This window comes from Shewanella sp. HL-SH2, assembly GCF_051164935.1.
Classification (GTDB): Bacteria; Pseudomonadota; Gammaproteobacteria; order Enterobacterales; family Shewanellaceae; genus Shewanella; species Shewanella glacialimarina.
The window spans coordinates 2323443-2348121 of the sequence record NZ_CP195035.1 but is presented as its reverse complement, the minus strand read 5'-3'; the positions used below and the strand labels follow the sequence as shown (position 1 = coordinate 2348121).

Annotated in this window: 24 protein-coding genes; 9 read left to right on the top strand and 15 right to left on the bottom strand. The window is 40.5% G+C overall.

Going from position 1 to position 24679, the window contains the following annotated elements; genetic code table 11:
- Positions 1 to 142: 142 nt before the first annotated feature.
- The 8 genes from fabF to yceD all read right to left on the bottom strand — a co-directional run bounded on the left by fabF (position 143) and on the right by yceD (position 6414).
- Complete coding sequence (gene fabF / locus ACRWP9_RS10190) at positions 143 to 1381, bottom strand: beta-ketoacyl-ACP synthase II (protein WP_434925925.1); 1239 nt, start codon at positions 1379 to 1381, stop codon at positions 143 to 145.
- Positions 1382 to 1578: 197 nt separating this feature from the next.
- Positions 1579 to 1812 carry an acyl carrier protein gene (gene acpP / locus ACRWP9_RS10185; RefSeq protein ID WP_011496723.1) on the bottom strand — a complete coding sequence of 78 codons (234 nt, stop codon included), beginning with the start codon at positions 1810 to 1812 and terminating at the stop codon, positions 1579 to 1581.
- A 163-nt stretch (positions 1813 to 1975) separates the two neighbouring features.
- Positions 1976 to 2722: a 3-oxoacyl-ACP reductase FabG gene (fabG, locus tag ACRWP9_RS10180; protein WP_235085327.1), complete on the bottom strand. Its 747-nt coding sequence runs from the start codon at positions 2720 to 2722 to the stop codon at positions 1976 to 1978.
- Positions 2723 to 2731: 9 nt separating this feature from the next.
- A complete protein-coding gene (gene fabD / locus ACRWP9_RS10175; RefSeq protein ID WP_434925924.1) occupies positions 2732 to 3658 on the bottom strand; it encodes an ACP S-malonyltransferase in 927 nt (308 codons plus the stop codon).
- A 29-nt stretch (positions 3659 to 3687) separates the two neighbouring features.
- On the bottom strand, positions 3688 to 4647 hold the full coding sequence (locus ACRWP9_RS10170) for a beta-ketoacyl-ACP synthase III (protein WP_434925923.1): 960 nt from the start codon (positions 4645 to 4647) through the stop codon (positions 3688 to 3690).
- Between the two features lie 9 nt (positions 4648 to 4656).
- Entirely contained in the window at positions 4657 to 5685 is a 1029-nt protein-coding gene (gene plsX / locus ACRWP9_RS10165) for a phosphate acyltransferase PlsX (protein WP_434925922.1), read from the bottom strand.
- Positions 5686 to 5700: 15 nt separating this feature from the next.
- Positions 5701 to 5871, bottom strand: coding sequence for a 50S ribosomal protein L32 (gene rpmF / locus ACRWP9_RS10160; protein ID WP_226410183.1), 171 nt, complete (start codon positions 5869 to 5871; stop codon positions 5701 to 5703).
- 18 nt (positions 5872 to 5889) lie between these two features.
- Positions 5890 to 6414, bottom strand: a complete 525-nt coding sequence (gene yceD, locus ACRWP9_RS10155) for a 23S rRNA accumulation protein YceD (RefSeq protein ID WP_434925921.1) — start codon at positions 6412 to 6414, stop codon at positions 5890 to 5892.
- 234 nt (positions 6415 to 6648) lie between these two features.
- Between yceD and ACRWP9_RS10150 the strand changes: the two genes are divergently transcribed.
- Positions 6649 to 7263 carry a Maf family protein gene (locus tag ACRWP9_RS10150; protein ID WP_434925920.1) on the top strand — a complete coding sequence of 205 codons (615 nt, stop codon included), beginning with the start codon at positions 6649 to 6651 and terminating at the stop codon, positions 7261 to 7263.
- Positions 7264 to 7321: 58 nt separating this feature from the next.
- On the opposite strand, the gene ACRWP9_RS10145 is transcribed toward ACRWP9_RS10150, so the two are convergent.
- Positions 7322 to 7969, bottom strand: coding sequence for an HAD-IA family hydrolase (locus tag ACRWP9_RS10145; protein WP_434925919.1), 648 nt, complete (start codon positions 7967 to 7969; stop codon positions 7322 to 7324).
- A gap of 32 nt (positions 7970 to 8001) precedes the next feature.
- Complete coding sequence (gene rluC, locus ACRWP9_RS10140) at positions 8002 to 8958, bottom strand: 23S rRNA pseudouridine(955/2504/2580) synthase RluC (RefSeq protein WP_434925918.1); 957 nt, start codon at positions 8956 to 8958, stop codon at positions 8002 to 8004.
- Positions 8959 to 9746: 788 nt separating this feature from the next.
- Here rluC and rne point away from each other — a divergent pair.
- Positions 9747 to 13079: a ribonuclease E gene (gene rne / locus ACRWP9_RS10135; RefSeq protein WP_434925917.1), complete on the top strand. Its 3333-nt coding sequence runs from the start codon at positions 9747 to 9749 to the stop codon at positions 13077 to 13079.
- 201 nt (positions 13080 to 13280) lie between these two features.
- Positions 13281 to 14840, top strand: a complete 1560-nt coding sequence (locus tag ACRWP9_RS10130; protein ID WP_434925916.1) for a SulP family inorganic anion transporter — start codon at positions 13281 to 13283, stop codon at positions 14838 to 14840.
- A gap of 127 nt (positions 14841 to 14967) precedes the next feature.
- On the opposite strand, the gene ACRWP9_RS10125 is transcribed toward ACRWP9_RS10130, so the two are convergent.
- Positions 14968 to 15897, bottom strand: a complete 930-nt coding sequence (locus tag ACRWP9_RS10125; protein WP_434925915.1) for a bifunctional methionine sulfoxide reductase B/A protein — start codon at positions 15895 to 15897, stop codon at positions 14968 to 14970.
- Positions 15898 to 16059: 162 nt separating this feature from the next.
- On the opposite strand from ACRWP9_RS10125, the gene ACRWP9_RS10120 reads away from it, so the two are divergent.
- Both ACRWP9_RS10120 and ylqF read left to right on the top strand, forming a co-directional pair.
- Complete coding sequence (locus tag ACRWP9_RS10120) at positions 16060 to 16899, top strand: isopenicillin N synthase family dioxygenase (RefSeq protein WP_226410191.1); 840 nt, start codon at positions 16060 to 16062, stop codon at positions 16897 to 16899.
- A 104-nt stretch (positions 16900 to 17003) separates the two neighbouring features.
- Complete coding sequence (gene ylqF / locus ACRWP9_RS10115; RefSeq protein WP_434925914.1) at positions 17004 to 17945, top strand: ribosome biogenesis GTPase YlqF; 942 nt, start codon at positions 17004 to 17006, stop codon at positions 17943 to 17945.
- A gap of 125 nt (positions 17946 to 18070) precedes the next feature.
- On the opposite strand, the gene ACRWP9_RS10110 is transcribed toward ylqF, so the two are convergent.
- Both ACRWP9_RS10110 and ACRWP9_RS10105 read right to left on the bottom strand, forming a co-directional pair.
- Positions 18071 to 18562 carry a low molecular weight protein-tyrosine-phosphatase gene (locus tag ACRWP9_RS10110; protein ID WP_434925913.1) on the bottom strand — a complete coding sequence of 164 codons (492 nt, stop codon included), beginning with the start codon at positions 18560 to 18562 and terminating at the stop codon, positions 18071 to 18073.
- 50 nt (positions 18563 to 18612) lie between these two features.
- Positions 18613 to 19548: a DNA ligase gene (locus ACRWP9_RS10105; RefSeq protein WP_434925912.1), complete on the bottom strand. Its 936-nt coding sequence runs from the start codon at positions 19546 to 19548 to the stop codon at positions 18613 to 18615.
- Between the two features lie 127 nt (positions 19549 to 19675).
- Here ACRWP9_RS10105 and ACRWP9_RS10100 point away from each other — a divergent pair, with 127 nt between their 5' ends.
- Positions 19676 to 20047: a diacylglycerol kinase gene (locus ACRWP9_RS10100; protein WP_434925911.1), complete on the top strand. Its 372-nt coding sequence runs from the start codon at positions 19676 to 19678 to the stop codon at positions 20045 to 20047.
- Positions 20048 to 20116: 69 nt separating this feature from the next.
- On the opposite strand, the gene ACRWP9_RS10095 is transcribed toward ACRWP9_RS10100, so the two are convergent.
- Entirely contained in the window at positions 20117 to 20977 is an 861-nt protein-coding gene (locus ACRWP9_RS10095) for a LysR family transcriptional regulator (protein ID WP_434925910.1), read from the bottom strand.
- A 106-nt stretch (positions 20978 to 21083) separates the two neighbouring features.
- Here ACRWP9_RS10095 and ACRWP9_RS10090 point away from each other — a divergent pair, with 106 nt between their 5' ends.
- The 3 genes from ACRWP9_RS10090 (at position 21084) to ACRWP9_RS10080 (ending at position 24036) form a co-directional block, all read left to right on the top strand.
- Positions 21084 to 21521, top strand: coding sequence for a DUF413 domain-containing protein (locus ACRWP9_RS10090; protein ID WP_434925909.1), 438 nt, complete (start codon positions 21084 to 21086; stop codon positions 21519 to 21521).
- A 456-nt stretch (positions 21522 to 21977) separates the two neighbouring features.
- On the top strand, positions 21978 to 22898 hold the full coding sequence (locus tag ACRWP9_RS10085) for a hypothetical protein (protein WP_434925908.1): 921 nt from the start codon (positions 21978 to 21980) through the stop codon (positions 22896 to 22898).
- Positions 22899 to 23010: 112 nt separating this feature from the next.
- Complete coding sequence (locus ACRWP9_RS10080; protein ID WP_434925907.1) at positions 23011 to 24036, top strand: GGDEF domain-containing protein; 1026 nt, start codon at positions 23011 to 23013, stop codon at positions 24034 to 24036.
- A gap of 12 nt (positions 24037 to 24048) precedes the next feature.
- Here ACRWP9_RS10080 and ACRWP9_RS10075 read toward each other — a convergent pair whose 3' ends face one another.
- The gene (locus ACRWP9_RS10075; protein ID WP_434925906.1) at positions 24049 to 24675 is read right to left on the bottom strand and encodes a class GN sortase; all 627 of its coding nucleotides are present in this window, start codon (positions 24673 to 24675) and stop codon (positions 24049 to 24051) included.
- Between the last annotated feature and the right edge of the window lie 4 nt (positions 24676 to 24679).

Here is a 24679-nt window from a genome sequence, read left to right as displayed (position 1 = left end):
TATTTAATCCTCTAAAATGTATTTTGTCAGTTTACGCTAAATAAACTAGGCAAAGGAATGGTTAATTAGCCATATTAAGATTTATCATACAAAAAAGGGAAGACATCATCTTCCCTTTATATAAATACCATTCGCAAGTGAATTAGATTTTCTTAAATAACAATGACGCGTTGGTGCCACCAAATCCAAATGAGTTACATAAAGCGTAGTCAAATTGATGTTTACGTGAGGTATGAGCAACAAAATCTAAATCACAACCTTCATCAGGATTATCAAGATTGATTGTTGGTGGGATATGTTGATCTTGTAAAGCCAGCAAGGTAATAATGGCTTCAACAGAGCCAGCAGCCCCTAATAAATGACCCGTCATTGATTTAGTGGAACTGACTAACAAGTTATAGGCATGTGCACCAAATACCGACTTAACCGCCGCAGCTTCGGCTTTATCGCCTGCAGGTGTCGAAGTCCCGTGAGCATTAATATAGCCAATCGACTCTTTAGTAATGCCAGCATCAGCAATCGCATTAACCATTGCCGCAGCGGCACCCGCACCATCTGCTGGAGGAGATGTCATGTGAAATGCATCTCCGCTCATGCCAAAGCCGACAAGTTCGCCGTAAATTTTTGCACCACGAGCCTTGGCGTGTTCATACTCTTCCATTACTAACACACCGGCACCATCACCTATAACAAAACCATCACGGTCCTTATCCCATGGGCGACTGGCGGCTTGATAGTCATCATTACGAGTGGATAGCGCTTTAGCAGAACCAAAACCGGCAACAGCTAACGGGCTAGTAACATCTTCAGCTCCGCCTGCAACCATCACATCAGCATCACCATAAGCAATAGTGCGCGCTGCAAAACCAATATTATGAACACCTGTTGTACAAGCAGTGGTGACGGCAAAATTAGGACCTGTCATGCCATACATAATTGATAAATGGCCTGAAATCATATTAATAATAGTACTAGGCACATAAAAGGGTGAAACTTTACGGGGGCCACCTTTGAGTAAAGCGCTATGATTTTGCTCTATTAAATGCATTCCGCCCATACCAGAACCTATTGCGGTGCCAACACGATCTGGTCGCTCTAGGCTCATGTCTAAGCCAGAGTCTTTCATGGCTTGAATACCTGCAGCCATGCCGTATTGGATAAATAAATCCATTTTACGGGCATCTTTCTTAGTTAAATATTGTTCAACATCAAAGTTTTTAACAGAACCACTAAAGCGAGTACTGAATTCTGTAGCATCAAATTTAGTAATAGGCTCGATACCACTTTGACCAGCAAGTAACGCTTTCCAGGATGATTCGACATCATTACCCACTGGAGTCACTAATCCTAGACCTGTAATAACAACACGACGTTTAGACATGATTTTCACCTTTTATTCTGAATGTACAATGCCAATGAATCTAGCAACGGCGATTAACCGGAAGGAGAAATATAAAGAGAGGTTAACCTACTAGAACAGGCGTTTTAAATGAATAGCTAAGACTGCTTACTTTTTCTTAGAGTGCCAGAAACAAAAAAAGACGACAATAAATGCCGCCTTTCTCTGTGAATTTTGGATTACTGATTCTTAGAAACGTAATCGATCGCTGCTTGAACAGTAGTGATCTTTTCAGCTTCTTCATCAGGGATCTCGGTATCAAACTCTTCTTCTAGAGCCATAACCAATTCAACTGTGTCCAGAGAATCGGCACCTAAATCGTCCACGAAAGAAGCAGCAGATTTAACGTCTTCTTCTTTAACACCTAGTTGCTCAATAATGATTTTCTTTACACGTTCTTCGATGTTGCTCATTAGTTCTCTTTCCTATTCAAATTACGCACTTGCGTAAGATTGCGAGTAGTTTATTCGATTTAGATAACATTGCAAGCTTAGATTTTGTGGTCTAACCACAAAAAATAAATATACCCTGCTTCTAACTCTGACTCAAATGAAGGTAGTTTCCTACCAATCGTCCTTAAACCATGTACATTCCGCCATTCACATGCAGTGTTTCACCTGTGATGTAAGCGGCTGAATCTGAGGCCAAAAACAATACTGCATTGGCAATTTCTTGCGCTTGCCCTAAACGTTCCATCGGAACTTGCGACATAATAGCCTGTTGCTGCTCTGGTGTCAGCTCATCTGTCATATCAGTCTGAATAAATCCAGGTGAAACAGCATTAACTGTTATTTGACGAGATGCAACCTCCCTTGCAAGAGATTTAGTAAATCCTATTAAACCGGCTTTAGCGGCAGAGTAATTGACTTGGCCAGCATTACCCATAGTACCAACAACAGATCCGATACTGATGATACGCCCAAAACGCTTTTTCATCATAGATCGCATCACAGGCTTAGACAATTTAAATAATGAAGTTAAATTAGTGTCAATGATATCTTGCCACTCGTCGTCTTTCATTCTCATTAATAAATTATCACGTGTAATACCTGCATTATTCACGAGAATATCAACATCGCCAGCTTTTTCTTTAATTTGGCTATATAATTGTGCAACAGATTCGCTATCTGTGACATTAAGCACAAGACCTAAACCTTTGTCGCCAAGATACTCTTGAATCGCTGCAGCGCCTTTCTCACTGGTTGCTGTACCAATGACAACCGCGCCAGCTTGTACCAATGTTTCTGCAATTGCACGTCCAATACCACGACTAGCACCAGTGACAAGTGCCACTTTACCTTCTAAATTAAAGCTAATACTCATTATTATTCCTTACTCAGTTAATGCAGCAAATGATGCAACATCATTGACTGCTTGGGCTGAAACAGATTTATTAATTCTTTTTGTCAAACCAGTTAATACTTTACCCGGTCCCATTTCAACTAATTCAGTGACACCTTTTTCAGCCATATAATTCACGGTATCGCTCCAACGAACCGGGCAATACAACTGGCGTACTAAAGCATCTTTTATTTCTTCGCTGAGTGTAGGCATAGCCACATCAACGTTATTAATGACATTAATTATCGGGGTTGAAAATGAAATATCAGCTAAGGCCTGAGCTAGTTTATCAGCAGCAGGCTTCATCAGGGCACAATGAGATGGCACGCTTACTGGCAATGCTACAGCCATTTTAGCGCCAGCCGCTTTACACGCAGCAGCGGCACGTTCAACAGCGTTTTTCTCTCCGGCTATAACGACCTGTCCTGGGCTGTTGTAGTTAACAGGACTAACAACATCGCCTTGTGCAGAGGCTTCACATGCGGTTGCAATTGCAGCATCGTCTAAACCAATAATGGCGAACATAGCACCGGTTCCTGCGGGAACGGCTTGTTGCATTAATTGACCACGAAGTTCAACTAACTTAACCGCGTCTGTAAATTGCATTACACCTGCACACACAAGAGCTGAATATTCACCTAAACTGTGACCGGCAAGATAAGCTGGCATGGCTTTACCGCTAGCTTGATAAGCACGCCAAATAGCCACGCTTGCTGTAAGTAATGCTGGCTGGGTTTTATCGGTTTCATTTAATGATTCTACTGGTCCGTCTTTTACAAGTGCCCATAAATCATAGCCAAGTACCTGTGAAGCCTCGGCAAATGTTTGTGCAACCACATCATGCTCTTGGGCTAAGTCAGCTAACATACCGACAGCTTGTGAGCCTTGACCGGGAAATACAAAAGCCACATTTTCCATTGTTAATTACCTGTATTAAATTAAAGAAATTAGAAGCGAACTAACGCACTGCCCCAAGCAAATCCTGCCCCGAAGGCTTCTAAAAGTAATAATTGACCACGTTGGATTCGACCATCTCGTACCGCTTCATCTAGTGCAATCGGTACAGATGCAGCTGAAGTGTTACCATGCCTTGCTAAAGTTAAGACCACTTTATCTAAACTCATATTCAATTTTTTAGCGGTCGCATTAATAATTCTAAAATTAGCTTGATGTGGGACTAACCAATCAATTTCGGATTTGTCGATATTATTAATCCGCAAGGTTTCTGTGACAACATTTGACAGTTGAGTGACGGCTACTTTAAATACATCGTTGCCCTTCATGGTCATATAACCGACCGCTTCTGAGGATTCATTCGCCCTTGGAGGGAATGAGCATTTTAATAAATCCCCCTGGCTGCCATCTGCATATATATGGGTATTAATAATACCTGGAGTATCACTGGCACCAATCACGACAGCACCGGCACCATCACCGAATAAAATGACCGTTGAACGATCATCAGGTCCACACATGCGCGATAATACATCTGCGCCAATAACTAACACCTTTTTAGCCGCGCCGGTTTTGACAAATTGGTCTGCTACAGATAATGCGTAAACAAAGCCTGAACACGCGGCAGCAATATCAAAAGCAGGGATTTGTTTAACACCTAACATGGCTTGTATTTCACAAGCTGCCGCAGGAAAAGCATTAGGGGCACTCGTGGTACCACACACAATCATGTCAAGATCAGTTGCTTCTATACCCGCCATCTCAAGCGCTTTAAGTGCAGCTTGATACCCCATAGTCGACACTGATTCATCAGTGGCTGCTATGCGCCGTTCTGAAATACCTGTTCGATCCATAATCCATTGATCACTGGTGTCGACCATTTTTTCTAAATCTTGATTACTGCGCACTTGCACAGGCAGATAACTGCCTGTTCCGAGAATTTTTGTATGCATATGATGTGATCAGCTATTGATGTCTAAAAGAATCGACTCCAAACGATCATTGATCATTTCAGGAAGACGACGTTTCGCTTCAGTTGCTGCTAAATTAATGGCTTGTAGATAGGCAGCTTCATCAGCGTTTCCATGACTCTTTACTACTATTCCGCGCAATCCTATCAGACTTGCACCGTTATAGTGGTCGGGGTTCATCTTACTGAGTACAGCTTGTATGCGTGGCGCGATGAGTTTGGACAATAAACGAACAAATATGCCGCTATTTAAACCACGTTTTAACTGGTGAACTAAAAGCTTGGCAATACCTTCTGAGGTTTTTAAAGTAATATTGCCGACAAAACCGTCGCACACTATTACATCTAAATTACCAGTGTAGATTTCATCACCTTCGACGAAACCAACATAATTGAGTTGATCTGTGTGTTGCAGAAGACGTCCAGCTTGTTGTACTTGATCGTTACCTTTAATCTCTTCAATGCCGACATTTAATAAAGCGACTTTAGGCCGAGATTTTTTATGTACCGCTTCGCACAAGACTGACCCCATAACAGCAAACTGAAATAAGGTTTCTGAATCACATGCGACATTAGCACCTAAGTCTAACAAATAAACAGGCTTGCCCGTCACTGTCGGTAAACATGAAACTAAAGCTGGTCGGTCGATACCTGGTAGCGTTTTCAATAGCACTTTTGCCATTGCCATTAACGCGCCAGTATTGCCGGCACTAATACAAGCTTCAGCTTTTCCATCCCTGACTTGTTCTAGGGCAACGCGCATTGAGCTATTTTTACGAGTACGTAAAGCATGTACAGGCCGATCATCCATAGCCACTACTTCTGTAGTATGAATTCGTTCAATTCGAGATAAAATAGTGGGGTCAACTGATGAAAGAAATGGTTCGATTTCAGCTTGGTTGCCGATAAGGATAATATGAATAGAGGAATTAGATTTCAGTGCCTGCAAGGCTGCAGGCACTGTGACGTGGGGACCATGATCGCCGCCCATCGCATCTAACGCGAGCGTCAGATTCGTCATTAAGTCGTCAACAAATTACTTGTTGATAACCTTTACACCGCGGTAAAAACCATCGGCAGTCACATTGTGACGTAGATGTAATTCACCGCTAGTTGCGTCTACAGATAATTGAGCAGTGCTCAATGAATCATGTGAACGGCGCATTCCGCGCTTTGAACGAGATTTTTTATTCTGTTGTACAGCCATTTGACTTGTCTCCTACGATTACTTGCTCTTCAGTTTTTGTAACACTGCAAACGGATTTGGACGCTCCTCATGAGCGGGGTCGATCTCGCCTACAACTATATCTTTCGATCCCAAACTGCAATCAGTATCTTCATGCACTGGGATAATCGGCATAGCGACTATCAATTCATCTTCAATCAATTGATGCAGACGTACTTCACCAATATCATTACACTCAATTGGGTCATACGCATCCGGGAGCTCATCGATTTCTGTTTCATTCTTACAAGGACTGAAACAAAACTCGACCGTAACCTCAGTAGTATATTGTGTCATGCAACGTTGACATAGCAGAGTGAGCTCCGTCACAGCCTTCCCGCGAAGGTAGACTATCCCCTGTAAGTCGACACCACATTCCAACGACACAACTACGTCGGAACAGTCGCCGGCACATAACTCATTTAATCGCTTATTCTGCTTACTAGGAACTATGCCATCATAACGAAGACTGCTACTAGCGGCGCGAAAAGGATCAATTGAAACCGGTATCTTTACTGTTTGCATAAGGCGCGCATATTATAGTTTGAAAACGTTAGAGTCAAAGAAAATTTCTGCAAAATGCACTAAAATCTACCCTAAGATATATTCAAGCTCTCTATCACTACCAACATTAAATTTGAATGATGGCAAATTTTACCGAACAGTCCCTGCATACACAAGCATTTGCAGCGATATTTACCGCATATTAACGATTAATGGTAAACTTTGTGCTATCAAAGACTGATTAGATAAGAAATCATGCCTATAAAGTTAATTTTAGCCTCGACATCCGTTTACCGTCAGCAACTATTATGTAAATTAAATTATCCATTTACTACTATTAACCCCAATATTGATGAATCACCACTAATAGATGAAACAGCAATACAGTTGGTTGAGCGTCTAGCACAGCAAAAAGCATTGGCGGGTAGTGCATTAATCGCTGCGGACACATCATCACAACACAATAACCATAACAATATCGTTATTGGCTCTGATCAAGTGGCACTTATAAATGGTGACATAGTGGGTAAACCCTACACGGTTGAAAATGCGATTAAACAGCTCACAAAAGCTTCAGGCCAAGCCATTACCTTTTATACTGGTCTAGCAGTTTATAGCACTGAGACCAAAGTAATGCACAGTTGTATAGAAAAATTTACAGTTCACTTCAGACAGCTAACAGAGGCACAAATTGGCTTTTACGTTAAGACTGAACAGCCGCTGTATTGCGCGGGTAGCTTTAAAAGTGAGGGATTAGGCATTGCGCTGTTTGACAAGCTTGAAGGCGACGATCCCAATACACTTATTGGCTTACCACTCATAAAGCTTATTGATTTATTAGCATTGCAAGGTATTGATGTATTGGCATAGCAACTTCACCCACTAGAGCAGATTTATTTACCTTTAATCTAATGAGTAACACATTAGATCAAAGGTAATAGACTAATTCAGCGACATTATCGACAATGGCTAACGGGTTAGCAGCTTGCAGTTGTTCAACCAAATTAGCACCGTAACTCACCCCAATAGCTGCAACGCCAGCATTATTGGCCATATGCAAATCATGAACCGAATCCCCAATCATCACAGCTCGATGGGCGGGCACATTAAAATGTGCAAGCAGAGAATCAATCATCATAGGATCAGGTTTACTTTTCATTTCGTCAGCACAACGACTAGCAGCAAAATAATGCCCCATACCACTGAGCGCTAATACCCTGTCCAAGCCCGGGCGGCCTTTACCTGTAGCAATAGCTAATGTGTAACCATGGGTAAAAAGCTGGTTTAATAAAAGTTCACTACCCTCGAATAATGGGCTAACTGTATTAGCTGATAAGAAATGGTGTCTATAACGACTAACAATATCTTCATGCAGATGAACTAAATCAGTGAATAAAATATTGAGTATTTTGGGTAATGAAAGGCCTATCAAGTCACGAATAGCACGTTCACTTGGTACCTCTATACTAAGATCATGAGCCGCAGCTTGCATGCTGCTCACAATGGCCCCGATGGAATCCATTAAGGTGCCATCCCAATCAAAAATCACTAAGTCAAATTTATTCTGCAATGTCATATCATTCACTTTTTCAGTCATCACAACTAATATTAAATCTTTTTGAGTTTTTCTAGTGTTTGTAACAACACATCATCCAACGGCGCACTGACTTGCATTGTGGTATCGGTTTCAGGATGGGTGAACTTCAATTCTGCAGCATGTAAGAACAAACGATTTAAGCCAATTGCACGCATACTGTCGTCAAACTTTTGCTCGCTATACTTATCATCGCAAGCAATAGCATGACCAGCAAATTGACAGTGAACTCGGATCTGATGAGTTCGCCCTGTCACTGGGCTTGCTTTTACTAACGTTGCGCCGTCAAAGCGTTGCATAATCCGGTAACGCGTTTCGCATTCTTTTCCTTCCGGATTCACCCTAACTATGCGTTCACCCGATTTTAAGGTAATTTTTAGTAAAGGAGCTTTTATGACCTTGTCTTTAGCCTGCCAATCGCCACGTACTAATGCCAAATAATCTTTTTGCATTGTTTTGCTGCGTAGCTGCTCATGTAGGTGTTTTAACGCGCTGCGTTTTTTAGCCACCAATAAGACGCCTGAGGTATCTTTATCTAAACGATGCACCAGTTCTAAAAACTTTTGTTGAGGTCGTAGCGAGCGCAAACCTTCAATCACGCCATAATCTACCCCACTGCCTCCATGTACAGCAATCCCAGCGGGTTTATTCAATACGATAAGAAACTTATCTTCATGAATAATTCGCTCTTCTAATTGAGAGACTCTAGATAGATTAGGTGACGGTGCTGTACGATTATCTTTTTCTGCCACTCTGACCGGCGGAATACGTACAACATCATCTATTTGAAGTTTATATTCAGGTTTAATTCGCTTTTTATTAACTCTCACCTCGCCTTTTCGCACGATTCGATAAATCATGCTTTTAGGAACGCCTTTAAGCTTAGTTAATAGAAAATTATCAATTCGTTGTTCAACATTATCTTCGTCTATGGTGACGAAGTGAACTTGGGGGGTAGTTTCAGTATTCATGATGCGCCAATTTGTGAGAACGTCGCTATTGTAGCTTATTTCAATAAAACTTGGCTATCACAAGCACAGGACAATCATACTCTCTTATATAAATGCTGTTTTACAAACCACTAACGTACGCATGAATGACGTTTAAATGAATAACAAGTGGCTGCCTTCAAAGAAAAAGGAAATAAGAAAATTGCATCAGTAACACAGCAGTCCATTGCACAACACCCCATAATAGGTAACTGAAACAATTATCACTTAAAAGATTATAGGCTTTTGATTGCCGAACTTAGCTAATATTGCTATATTTGCGCATTGAATGAGGACAAACCGTGGATAAACTGTTCACAACCTATTCAATTAATGAAATTCAGTGCAATTTACACATGAGCTTTATCGGTAGCAAATCATTGATTTGCAAATTATAAGTTTTTAAAACACGTCATTATTATGTGTTTATAATTAAACCGTAAGTTTAGTTTAAAAAAATGTAAAAACTGCCTGATTTCAACCGCCAAATTCGAACAATATTTTAGCTTGTTATCAAACAACCGATTCGATTAGGCATTACTGGAAGAAACTGATATTTATGGGGTTGGTTGTTAATGCAACGGATTCCTTGTTTTTGTAAACACTAGAAAATAAGCCATAAATTAGGCCGCGACACGCAGAGAATGCGTTTAACAGTCGTACTGCGCGCCTATATAGCCTGTAACAAGCCGTGAGGCTGCTAAACTATTCGCAGGCCCGTAATGCAAATAATTGTTGTTTGATGACCTTTATAGAAGAATCACGTCATCATGAAACGTATGTTAATTAATGCAACTCAATCTGAAGAGTTGCGTGTCGCCCTAGTAGATGGGCAACAATTGTATGATCTGGACATTGAAAGCCCAGGCCATGAACAAAAAAAATCAAATATTTACAAAGGTAAAATCACCCGCGTAGAACCCTCTTTAGAAGCTGCATTTGTTGACTATGGCGCTGATCGTCATGGTTTTCTTCCGTTAAAAGAAATTGCCCGCGAATACTTCCCTAAAGGTTACTCTTTTCAAGGTCGTCCTAACATCAAAGAAGTGGTGCAGGAAGGTCAAGAAGTTATCGTTCAAATCGATAAAGAAGAACGTGGCAACAAAGGCGCTGCCTTAACCACCTTTATCAGTCTTGCGGGGTCTTATTTAGTATTAATGCCAAACAATCCGCGCGCGGGTGGCATATCTCGTCGCATTGAAGGTGATGAGCGTACTGAATTAAAAGAAGCGATGTCTGAACTTGAAGTGCCACATGGCATGGGTTTAATTGTTCGTACTGCGGGTGTAGGCAAAGAATCAACTGAATTAAAATGGGACTTAAAAGTCTTACAGCATCACTGGGATGCTATTCAAGAAGCGTCTAAAACAAAAGGTGCTCCTTTCTTAATTCATCAAGAAAGTAATGTTATTGTTCGCGCAATTCGTGACTATTTACGTCGTGATGTTGGTGAAATTCTCATCGATCATCCACGTATTTATGAAGAAGCTAAATTACATATTGGCTTAGTTCGTCCAGACTTCCTTGAACGCGTCAAAATGTACGATTCTGAAGTACCTTTATTTACCCATTTCCAAATCGAATCTCAAATTGAGTCAGCTTTCCAGCGTGAAGTTCGTTTACCCTCTGGCGGTTCAATTGTTATTGACCCAACAGAAGCATTAACCTCTATCGATATTAACTCTGCCCGCGCCACTAAAGGCGGTGATATCGAAGAAACGGCATTAAATACTAACCTTGAAGCGGCAGACGAAATTGCCCGTCAATTACGTTTACGTGATTTGGGTGGATTAGTGGTTATCGACTTTATTGATATGACGCCTGTTCGTCATCAACGTGAAGTGGAAAATCGCATGCGTGATGCAGTGCATCATGACCGCGCACGAGTGCAATTAGGTCGTATTTCACGTTTTGGTCTGATGGAAATGTCGCGTCAGCGCTTGCGCCCTTCTTTAGAAGAGTCTGCTGCACATTTATGTCCTCGCTGTCATGGCCAAGGTACTATCCGTAGTACAGAATCTTTAGCATTATCGATTTTACGCTTAATGGAAGAAGAAGCCATTAAAGAGCATACCACTCAAATCGAAGCCATTGTTCCGGTTGATGTTGCAGCGTTTTTACTTAACGAAAAACGTAAAGCCATTCGCATTACCGAAGAACGTCATGGTGTAGAAGTGTATGTTATTCCTGATGCGCACATGCAAACACCTGAATATCGAGTGATCCGCCGTAAAAATGATGATGAAATCACCGAATCAAGCTTTAAGCGCGTTGAAGCACCTAAATCAGAATTGTACGAGCCACGTAAATTAGAACGTACCTTAGCACCAGAGCCAGCTTTAAAAGGTTTTGCTGCACCGCAAAAAACCGTTGAAGAACCTAAAGCTGCTCCAGTTAAGCCTGTAGTTGCTGCTACACCTGGTTTATTCAGCCGCATTACATCTGCAATTAGTGCTTTCTTTAGCAGTGATGAAACTGAAACAAAAGAAAAGCCTGTAGTTAAGCCTGCGGTAACACAAGATAAAACTAACCCTCGTCGCAGCCGCCGTAATGATAGCGGTGATAATCGTAATGAAAGTCGCAACGACAGCCGTAACGATACTCGTCGCAAACGTAACGATAAAGATTCGACAACAACTGATAACAAGAATACTCGTGGCCGTAATAAGCCTAGTCGTGACAAAGATGACACTAAAACAGCTAACAAACCCGAACCTGTTAGCAAACCGGTAGTCAGTGACGATAAACCGACCAAAACTGTTGCGGCTGAAAAAACACCTAAACAGGAAGCTGCACGTGAACGTCGTCAGCGCCGTAATATGCGCAGAAAAGTACGCATTGAGAATGAGCAAACTAATGACCAAACACTGTTAACCACTACGCCTAATGAATCCGCACCAACGGATTTAGCTAAAGATGTGCGAAGTGATGTTAATAATGTTGAGACAAATGAGTTGGTAGCTAACGTTAATGCTGAAGCTAATTCTGAAGTTAACAATTCAGCTAAAGATAGTAAGCCTGTGCGTAAGCGTCAGCCTCGTAAAGAAAAACCTGCTGATAACCAATCAGCCGATAAATCAGCGACAGTTGAACAAACTACAACCGCAGCGACGGAAGAAACAGCTGAGTTAAAAGTAGACACTAGTGTTGCAGCAACTGTAGAAGCTGTTGCTCCAACGGTACCAACTACAACTGCAGCAACAACTGCAACTATACCAGCAGATGAAACGGTTAACGTAACCGAAACAGTGTCTGAAACTGATGAGTCTGATGATGATAAACGTGAAGGTCAGCGTCGCAGCCGCCGCAGTCCACGTCATCTTCGTGCAGCAGGTCAACGCCGCCGCCGTGATGATGACGAAGGTGCTTCTTCTGATACCACGCCAGTGTTCACCCCTGTTGATGAACTTGATAGACAGTTAACCGAAGAGCTCGCACAAACTCAAGCTGCTACCGCAGCCGACGTTAATCAACCTACTGCAAAGGCTGAACCAGTGTTAGAGAGTAAAGCTGCTAACACATCAGTTGCTGAGGTTACTGAGGTGAAAGTAGAAGCATTTGCTGAATCAACAAGGGTTGAAGCAGTACAAACAGCTCCTATCGTTGAAAGTAAAGTTGACGTTGAAGCTAAAGTCGAAGCTGAAACTAAAGTTGTTCCTGTTGCTGCTGAAAAATCAGTATCTGTAACAACTGAGGCGTTACCAGTTTCTGAACCTGCGGTAAAAGCTGAAGTCACTAAAGAAGCTGAAGTTATTACACCCGTAAAAGACGTGCAGTCAAAATCAACGGAAGCAAAGCCAACCAAAGCCGCAGTTAACGCGCCTATGGCAAAGCCGGCCCCAATAGTGCGTAAAGTGGTTGAGAAAGCTGTAGAGCCGAAAGCTGAGCAAACCAAAGCTGAAGTTGTTGTGGCACCAAAACCTGCCAGCAATAGTCGTTTTGGTTCAATGGTAAGTTCAACTACAACTAAGCCTACGGTTGAAGTTCGTGAGCAGCAAGCTGTACCTCAAGGTAAAAGCTACGCTGAAACAGACAAGCCAGCTGCAGCAAAATCAAATTTTGCAAATAGCGCAACTGCTGAGATGACCAAACCACAGTCATAACAAAGTCGTTTAATAAGTTAAAGCCATGCTAAAGCATGGCTTTTTTTTAAATTAATTTTGATATAAGCTTAATTCCTCGCTGTTCAAATCATATCAACTTCATTAATTGTTCTTCATGTCAGATTATTGGTTTAGAAGTGGTACGATTTTTGTTAAGATTACGACCTTAATCATCATTAAAATAAACTTAATAGAGGCTAAATGTTCGATATCATTCGTCATAAAACTGCCAGCAGTAAGGCAGATATTCTATCAGGCTTAACCGTTGCGCTTGCGCTGATCCCTGAAGCTGTAGCGTTTGCATTTGTTGCACATGTTGAGCCAATGGTCGGGTTATATGCGGCATTCATCATGGGCTTAATAACAGCTGTTATCGGTGGCCGTCCAGGAATGATCTCTGGTGCAACGGGAGCTATGGCTGTTGTGATGGTGTCATTAGTTGTGGAACACGGGGTACAGTATTTATTTGCAGCTGTAGTACTTGCGGGTATTATCCAAATTTCAGCGGGTGTCTTTAAACTGGGAAAGTTCATCCGCATAGTACCCTATCCTGTCATGATAGGGTTTGTAAATGGGCTAGCTATTGTTATCTTCCTCGCGCAACTTGGACAATTTAAAGTTAAAGATGCGGCAGGTAACATGGTTTGGATGGCACAAGAACCTATGATGATTATGGTTGGCTTAATTTTACTCACCATGGCCATTATCCACTTTTTACCCAAATTAACCACAGCAATACCGTCTTCATTAGTGGCCATCTTAACCGTAACAGCAATTGTTGTTGGTTTAGAGATGGATACTCGTAATGTGTTAGACTTCTTGAAAACCATGAGTGGCAACGATGCTGCCACTATTGCAGGCTCTTTACCTAGTTTCGCAATTCCTAGCGTGCCATTCAATTTTGATACCTTTTACATTATTTTACCCTATGCCTGTATTTTGGCTGCGGTGGGATTAATTGAATCATTACTGACATTAACCGTTATCGATGAAATGACCAATACCCGTGGTCGTGGTAATAAAGAATGTGTTGGTCAAGGTGTGGGTAACATTACCAGTGGTTTCTTCGGTGCTATGGGTGGCTGTGCCATGATTGGTCAGTCAATGATCAACATTAATTCAGGCGGTCGTGGGCGTTTATCTGGTATTACTGCCGCGCTTGCTCTGTTGGCATTTATTCTATTTGGTTCGGCATTCATTGAAATTATCCCATTAGCAGCTTTAGTCGGGGTGATGTTCATTGTTGTACTGGGCACATTTGAATGGGCAAGCTTTAAGGTAATGCGTAAAGTACCTAAACATGATGCTTTCGTTATCGTACTCGTTACAACGGTTACCGTATTTACTGATTTAGCGTTTGCGGTATTTGTCGGTGTTATTGTATCGGCGTTAGTGTTTGCTTGGGAACATGCCAAACACATCAATGTTGATGTCAGTGAAGATGAAAATGGTTGGAAAGTTTATCGTTTAAACGGCCCATTATTTTTTGGTTCAGTGGCGCATTTTCTTGAACTGTTTGATGCGCAAAATGATACGCAGGATGTAATTGTTGATTTCCAAAACTCACGGGTTGCAGACCACTCCGCGTTGGATGCAATAGATACCTTGGCGGAACGTTATGTTAATGCAGGCAAACGTTTACATCTTCGTCATTTAAGCCAAGACTGTGTGGCTTTATTGCATAAAGCTGGTGATTTAGTTGAAGTTAATTTAATTGAAGATCCGCATTATAAAGTCGCTGATGACAAGTTAGATTCATAAATTCAAACTGAAATCTTTTGTGGCATATCCATAAAAGATCACTAAAAAGGGCGACAATAATTAATATTGTCGCCCTTTTTATATACAAAATACGAACTAAATATACATGGCGCTCGCTAACAGTGACTTAGATTGCTGATTTCAATTTATCCGCAAACAGCGACTTAAACTTATCAAATTTAGGCTTTACCACCATTTGACAATAAGGTTGTTCACCATGTTTAGCAAAATAATCATTGTGATAGTTTTCTGCTGGATAAAATACATCAAAAGCAGCTACTTCCGTCACAATAGGACCAGGCCAAATTTGCGCTTGCTGTAAAGCATCAATCATCTTATTAGCACTGTCTACTTGAGCGGCTGTGTGCGCAAAAATAACCGAACGATATTGCGGACCTTTATCATTGCCCTGCTGATTTAATGTTGTCGGATTATGGCTTTTAAACAATATCTCTAATAACTCTTCAAAACTGATAATTGTAGGATTAAAGCTGATATGCACCACTTCAGCATGACCGGTTTTACCAGAACAAACCGCATCATAATTTGCGTGTCTCTCCTCTCCACCAGCATAACCAGATTGCACACTCTCAACCCCCTTAAGCGCCAAAAATATCGCTTCGATACACCAAAAACAACCCGCACCAAAAGTAGCTTGCTCTAACACAGGCACTGAAGCATTGCTCGACTCATCATCTAAAGTTGAGGTTAATTTAAACACCATGGAAACAGAGTTAACACAATGACGAGTATTTTTATCGGTTAATCGCTCCCCCTCAAAAACATGGCCTAAGTGCCCGCCACATTGATGACAGGTTATCTCTACTCTTTGCCCATCTGCATCCATTGTGCGATCGACTGCACCAGCAATTTCATCGTCAAAAGCTGGCCAACCACAATGTGCATTAAACTTATGTTCACTTCTATATAATGGCGCTAAACATTTTTTACAACAATATAGACCTTCGGCATCGTGATTAACATATTCACCTGAAAAAGGCCTTTCAGTGCCTTTTTGCTCAATGACAAACTTTTCAAATTCAGTTAATACTTGCATTCATTATCTCCACTTTAATCATTGGTCCAACCAACTGAATCATTCTACGTTAGTTAACCGCTAATCGTTCAACATAAAAGACCGTGAACAACCGCAAAAAATTGCAGCATTCTATGACAAGCGTTACCATTACCACGGGTCAAAAACAAATAAGAAACTAATATGAAACTAGAAACGATTGATTATCGTGCACCTGACAGTGCCGAGCGCTTTGTAAAATCATTGCATGAAACTGGATTTGGGGTGTTATCAAACCACCCAATCAAACAATCTTTAGTCGAAACAATTTATCAAGAGTGGTACGCATTTTTCAATAGCGAAGAGAAACAAGCGTATTTATTTAAACCTGAAACCCAAGATGGCTTTTTTCCTGCTTCAGTATCTGAAACTGCAAAAGGAAATAGCGTAAAAGATATCAAAGAATATTTTCACGTCTATCCTTGGGGCCGTATACCCGATTCATTGCGCGATAATATTTTAGAATATTACCAACAAGCTAATCATTTTGCAGCCGAGTTACTTGGATGGATAGAACAATATTCACCAGCAGATGTTGCTGAAAAATATTCGATACAGCTATCAGAAATGATCAGCAATAGCCAAAAAACACTACTACGTATTCTACATTACCCGCCAATGCAAGGTGATGAAGAATTAGGTGCCATTCGCGCTGCAGCACATGAGGATATCAACCTTATTACCGTTTTACCGGCTGCAAATGAACCCGGTTTACAGGTTAAGAATAAGCAAGGCGAATGGGTGGATGTACCCAGCGACTTTGGTAATATCATCATCAATATTGGCGATATGTTACAAGAGGCCTCAGGGGGATATTTTCCATCCACATCACACCGAGTAATAAACCCACAAGGAGCTGACAAAACTAAGTCACGTATTTCACTGCCTTTGTTTCTTCATCCTAATCCGGAAGTGGTGCTGTCTGAGCGGCACACCGCTGACAGTTATTTAATGGAAAGGTTGCGTGAATTAGGCGTAATTTAAACCATTAAGCTTCCACAAAGCGCCTTAAGGCGCTTTTTTTATGCTTTTCATTTGGGTTCAAGGTACAATATTGGCATTGTTACTCAGTAGTAAAAGGCAACATCATGGCAATTCAGTGGTATCCAGGACACATGCACAAAGCACGCAAAGAGATTGAAGAGGTTATGCCTCAAGTCGATTTGGTGATTGAAGTGCTAGATGCCCGCATTCCTTATAGTAGTGAAAACCCCATGGTGACTCAGTTACGTGGTGGGAAGCCCTGTATTAAACTGCTGAACAAATCAGATTTAGCCGACCCCAAAGTGACCGAGCAATGGATTGAATACTTGGAACGCGAGCAAGGTGTAAAAGCATCAGCTATTACCACGCTGCAGCCCGCTATGGTCAGAATGATCCCCGATTTATGCCGTAAATTAGTCCCACATCGGGATATTATTGAAAAAGATATTCGTACCATGATTATGGGTATTCCTAACGTGGGTAAGTCTACTATTATTAATACGTTAGCTGGACGGGTTATTGCAAAAACAGGTAATGAACCCGCGGTGACTAAAAAACAACAACGCATTAACTTACGCAACGGTATTGTATTATCTGATACTCCAGGGATTTTATGGCCGAAAGTGGACAATGAAGCAAGTAGTTATCGATTAGCGGTAACAGGTGCGATTAAAGATACCGCTATGGAATACGAAGATGTGGCAATGTTTGCAGCAGAGTATTTATTAAAAGCCTACCCAGAACTAATTTGCGAGCGTTATAAAATTGATAATCTACCAAACTCTGATTTTGAGTTATTGGAAGAGATTGGCCGTAAACGCGGTGCATTACGTCCTGGTGGACGTATCGACTTACATAAAGCATCAGAACTGTTATTACACGAATTCCGTTCAGGGAAAATTGGCCTACTGAGTTTAGAAACGCCAGCAATGATCGAAATAGAAAAAGTGGAAGTTGAACGTATTATTGCTCAAAAAGAAGCTGACCGATTGAAAAAACTAGAACTGAGTAAACTTAAACAATCTGGTAAACGTCACCAAGGGTAATTATTATTCACCACCCTATTAAAATTAGTTAAATCAAAAAGCATGAATTTCATGCTTTTTTTATTAGCTAATCCAATAATTATCGATTGTATTAGCTAATAAAAACGTATGGCCGACTGTGTTGTTTATTTTTTTGCAATAAGCTTAGCCAAAGCACTCAAGCTATTTTCAAGTAAATCTATCACCAGCTCAAATCCATTGTCACCGCCATAATAGGGATCAGGTACATCTTTGATATTTTTAAGGTCTTTGACACCTGTGTCGCCAAACGCAAGTATCATCGATAATTTATGTTGATATTGCTTTGGACAGCGTGTCACAAGATCTTTCATATTAGTGGCATCAGCAGCAAGAATAAGGTCAAAATCAGCAAAGTCTTGCTCAGTAACCTGCCGTGCGCGAATACCACTAAAATCTATCCCACGAGCCTTACCGGCTTTCACACTGCGGGGATCAGGTGAGTTACCTTGGTGATAGGCTATCGTACCTGCTGAATCTATTTTTACATCTAGTTGACATTGCTTAGCTTTCTGTCTAAAAACAGCCTCTGCGGTTGGCGAGCGACATATATTGCCCATGCAGACAAATAACACTGACTTTACTTCTGTGATCACCATTAGGTTACCTTTCCAATACTGATACTAATAATAATTAAAACCACAGAAACTTACGGTTCTTTAGGTTCATCATCTCTTACCCGCCAAAAGCTTGCAAATCTTGGCACCCCATTTTTAGTAAAGCCAATATGATGATAACTTATCAATGTGCCTATGGAAGGTGGTTTTTGACGTTGAAGGTCGCTAAAACCAGTACCAATATCAAACACAATTCCATTTGGCATTTTCACCGTTAATGCGCCCATCACGCCGGTATACTTGCCTTTGCCATCAGTATGCCCAATGACTATAGCGTCAGCATCACTTTTAAGTTTTAATTTTAATATGTTATCTGTACGACCTGTAACGTAAGTAGCTTGTTTTCGATGTAACATTAAACCTTCAGCCCCTTGAGCAACAACACGCTTTAAACGCTGATATAATTCATGTTCGGAAGATATAGTTTCCTGTTCTATTGCTTCTAAATATTCAGATTTAGCAGCAATGACTTGTAATTGCTGATATCGATGCTCAAAAGTTAATTCTGACAAAGGCAAATCAAATAACATCAACTTTACTTTATGCCAGGCAGCATCTGATTCAGCCTGCCTCACCAGACCAGATATAGCTTCAAATTGTCCACGACCGATCCATAACTCGCCCTCCAATACGGTATTAGGAAAATCCTTAATAAACCAAGCAGGAGGATTAATTAACCTGCCACTTTTAGTCAGTAGCTGTTTCCCATCCCAATACCCTCTTACACCATCTAATTTTTCACTAACAAGGTAATCCTCAATGTGGATATTCCCCGTTAATGACTTAGCTAATTGTATTTGCGGTTTAGGTATTACTTCCTCAGCTTGAGCATCACTAGAAACAAAATGCATGATTAACACACTAATCATAATCAGATAATAACCGAGTAAATTGTAGTTTGTGGCAGTGTGTTTTAGATTTACTTGCTGGTTATTGATAGCGGTTATACAAATCAAAAATTTATTCATGAGCAGTCCTTTGCATGACCAAACTGGTTACAAAAGTTAACCAACATTGAATACTTGATTAACAAATATAAAGAAGAATGGCATAATCAGTAAAGAATTTAGTGTAGTACATAAAACGTAGGCTTGAATGAAACCTAAAAATAATCATGGATTTAAACGCGTTATTAGAGCAACAGGCTTTTCCATACAGGGATTTAAAGCAGCATTTAGGGATGAGGCAGCATTTAGGCAAGAGCTCGCATTAGCAGCAATTCTGCTCCCTGTAGCATTGCTCATAGATGTCAGCACATTAGAACGCTTAATGCTAATATTAGGCGTTTTTTTAGTGCTAATTGTAGAGTTACTCAACTCAGCTATTGAAGCGGTAGTTGACCGTTTTGGCGGTGAAATGCATCCTTTAAGCGGTCAAGCCAAAGATATCGCTTCAGCAGCTGTTTTTCTCAGTTTACTATTTTGTGGGATATGCTGGGCCGTTATTATTGGCCCATTAATTTGGTAATCATTCCAGCCTTAAAAAAGGCAGGAAGCACAAGTTACATTGAATTTAACTTGCTTATTTCTGCCTTGGTTAAGTTGGCGCTACAGGCCCTTTAGCTTGTAACAGCTTTAGCGCCTTTTCAATTTGCTCTCTTCGTTCATTTCCAGTCCAAAAAGCACCATATACGCTGCGTTCAATCGTAGTGGCTTGCTCAACTAAAAAAACTTGCTTTGATGCTAAATACGGCTCAATAAATGAGTACGGTAAAAATGCACTGCCGCCATTGTTAAGCAAAAAGTCGAGCGCCATTCTTGCCGAGCTGGTATGAAGAGCCGGAACCGGTAGCATTGTAAAAGTCTGTGCATGGGCAATATTAAACGCTGTCCCCCAATCTACTTTAATATAATTTATCGTGTCTATATTACTTAATGTCATCCCCGCTTGATGGCAAACTAAACACAAACTCACATCCATTAACTTAACTATGTCTACCTCTTCTAATTTTGGGGTATCAAAACTAATCGCGATGTCGATACTTCGCTCAATCAGTTGTCGAGTCATAGCTTGAGGAGTAATCACCTCCGTGCGAAGTGATACTCCGGGTAATCCTTGATGTAAAGGCTGGAAGAAGTATTGTAAATAAGTATCCCAAATATTATGCCCTGTACCCAAGGTTAGTTGTAACAAGTTATCTTGGTGCAAACTAACATCTTGTTTCGCCCTTTCCCACGCCATTAGCACGGCTTCAGCATGGCCCAGCATTCTTTCTCCTGCTGGGGTTGGGTGAATATTATTGCGAACACGGTCGAATAACTCCACCCCAAGCAAGGTTTCTAATTGCTTAACCCTAAAACTGACCGCACTTCGAGTTAAAAAAAGATTTTCAGCCGCTTTACCGAAATGCCGTGTCTTTGAAACTTCAAGAAAGGTCTTTAATAAATCCGTGTCCATAAAAATTCTTCACCGAAATGGATAAAATATTTTGATTTAAAAAAATTTCAAGCTGGCCAATACTCCAATTGAAATCTTTATTCACTTAATCTTATAGGTAAATGCCATGTCACAGCAATCATATACACATGTAGCTGCCAGTATTGACACTATAGCCAATGGCACAGCTAGCTTTGTAAGCAACAAACGTTTCTACGATGATGTTAATTTCCCAAAAGGGTTTAAACGTTGTGGAGACTTTACCAACAAGGAAGCTGAATTACTTGAGCAACATGGTCAAGCACTGAAAAATTTATCTGAAGGTACACAACTGCCTTGTTCACCAGATGAAGACCAATTTGTTAAAGCGACCCAAGGGTTAATGCCACCGACGACACCAATCGAATTACTCTGGTCTAAATACACTAGATTAGCCAAAGGTAAGCCATTTTATGCCGTTGTTGGCACCATTCATAACCCAGGCCAATCTGCAAAAGTTGAAATTGAAATCGACTTCGATGAGGTAAGCGATGATGAAGAAGAAACATCAACTGCCGAAGACTAAATAGCGCCTAAAGGCTGAATATTTAAACCTATTAAAAATAAAGGAGCTTTAAGCTCCTTTATTTTTTGTCAAGCCAGTCAATTTTTAAATAATCAGTTTTTTTAAATACCTACAAATCATCCTGATTTTGATATTTAACTCTCGACTTGCAGTCGATAAAAACAGCATAAAGCAGGCCATAGTTTACATTTCTAATCCTCTACACAAGAAAACTTTGATTTAACGCAACTTTAATGAAACAAAGTTTTTACATTTGCTTACATGATGCTAATATCATGAGTGTGTTCTAGTGACAGCATTTCTGCCACACACACTTAGTCATGCTACTCGTGAATCTTTAGTTACTACATTTTCTTCTGTCGACGCGTATTTAGAAGAAACATCTAACGAGTAATCAATGCATATTGCCACCAATGAGCAATAACTATAAAAAGAATAAATGCGGAGTTTTTATTTATGTTCAAAACTTTGATGTCGTGTGCGGTGCTGTTTATAGCAACCCCAGTATTTGCCGATGATAATAACGTCATCACTCCAGAACAAGTTAATGTTTTGCCAGATTCATTCACTATAAATATTGGTGGATTATATGCAAATTCTGACTCGTACATGGTAGTAACTAACCCTCGTACAGGGGGCACATTTCCATTAGATTTTGAAAATGACTTAAACCTTAAAGAAAAACAGTTTTTACCTTTTATTGAATTAGCCTACACATTCAATCAAAGACATAATATTTATTTAGACTATAAATCTTTACATCGCACAGCCCAATCTCCTGAAATTGCAAAAGACTTTCAGTTCACATTGCCCGATTCAGATATTACCTATGATGTTGAAGCTGGTATCAGCTTAAAATCAACTTTAGACATTGATATTTTACGTCTAGGTTATGGTTATGATATTTGGCAGGGTGAGAACTATACAATAGGTGCTTCTGTCGGTTTACACACCATGTTTATTAAAACGGCTTTTGAAGGTGAAATAGGAATATGTGTTCCCAACACTCAGCTTGAGCAATATTGCGGTGAAACAATAACCACCCCTAGAGTTGTAGATAAAAGCTTAACAGCACCATTACCAAACTTTGGTGTTTATGGTGACTATGAATTCTCGCCTGGTTGGGTATTTAAAGCTTATGCACAGTACTTCTCGCTAAAATATAACGATATAGCAGGTTCATTGGTAGATGTTCGAGCGGTAGTAGAAGCTGAATTAAATGAAGATTGGTCATTAATTGCAGGCTTTAATTATTATGAAATTGATGTAGATTATAAGCAAACATTAACCGCCTTGGACCAAGACTTTTATATTGCCGACTACAAAATTAACTACAGCTTTACTGGACCAATGATTTCAGTACAGTACACCTTCTAAATCAAGAATTAAAAAATCAAAAGCATCATTAGATGCTTTTTTTTTGCGTTACACACCGCAATATTACTGCTATATTTTTATTATCATTATTATAGATAATTAGAGGGTTAAGATGTCGACCACGCTTTTACAGCTTGCAGCAGCTAACTTAAAAAAAGCCGTGCCTTTAATGCTTAAGTATCAAATTCCCACCACGCCAATTAATTATGCGTTATGGTATGCCTATGTTGGAGAGAAAAATCCACAGTTGAATGCCGAACTTGATAATGCAATTAAGCAAAATCAAACCTGCTCCCCTGTTACCAGTGAATTACTATTTCGTAAGCACGTAGCAGACCCCGTAGAGCTTGATGTACGTGATATGCGTAAAAACCTCGATGCCATGGTATGTGACTTATCGCAATCTTTAAAAGACACCAATTCAGATACTGAATCATTTCAAGCACAGATTAATAAAGACTTTACGCGTTTAGCCGATCTTGAAAACCAAGGTTTTTCATTAGAGCAAGTTATCGGTGTTGTGCGTAATATAGTCAAAGAATCTGAAAACATTCGCTCCAGTACGGTCAGTTTTACCCAGCAATTACAAAAAGCCCAATCGGAAATTGATACACTTAAAACACGTTTGGCTGAGTCAGAGAAAGATGTGCTGTATGATGCGTTAACTAATGTACTCAATCGTCGTGCTTTTAATGAAGATATCAATGCCCAAATTGAGTTGGCACCAGAAGGCTGTTGTCTTATTTTAATTGATATTGATCACTTCAAAAAATTTAACGACTCTTTTGGCCACCAACTAGGTGATCTTGTTTTGAAAACAGTGGCAAAGCGTTTACAAGAAGCTTGTCGTGACGGTATTAAGCTGTATCGATTTGGCGGTGAAGAGTTTGCTATTATCGTGCCTAAAAGCCAGCTAAGAGTTGCTCGTCATCTTGCTGAGGCTATTCGCCGTGCGATAGAAAAACTCAGTGTAAAAGATAGACGCAGTGAGAAAGTAATTGATTCTATCACCGCATCTTTTGGTGTATCAGAATGGAAACCCAAGCAAGATGTCGGTCAACTAATCGAAGCGACTGACAAATTGCTTTATGAAGCCAAGCGACTAGGTCGCAACCGTGTTATGCCAATATCTAACTAATAGTTAGCTAAATTAAATCAAGCTTGACGGACTTATTGATACAGCCTTTGCCTCTACAATGTAACGAAGGTCTGCATCACCGCCCAATTTATCAAATGGGTAGCAGGTTATTAAGGTTAACCGGCGGTCATCTGTCATGGCCATTTCATCAACTTGGGTTTCGTGTACCACTCGTAAATCGGTCACCTGATAACGAGTGTACTGACCCTGGGCATCTTGTAACTCGATAGTATCTCCCAATACTAAATGCTTTAGCTTCAGAAAATGGCTGTCTCGATGCCCTGCAATAATGGTATTTCCCTGCTCACCTACATTAGCCCCACCTAAATATAAACCAGGGCCAAATGCCAATGTTCTGCCTGATATTCCCGCCAAAACATAGATATCTTGTTTATCTAGTTTGTGCTGCCGGTCAATGAAACGTATTTTTGCTACCGGATGAGTGTCAGCCCAAGACCAAGGTTTATGCGGCTTGTTATCAATCAAGGTTTGTACGAATGCACGCTCAATCAAATACTGAGCAAAATGAGCTTTAGCTTGCATGTAGCCTCCCTTTATAATCATTGCTGACGCTATGATTAGCAGAGTAAAAAAAATTATCCATCGCAAGTTAATTGATCTTGTTAATCTAACTAACATAATG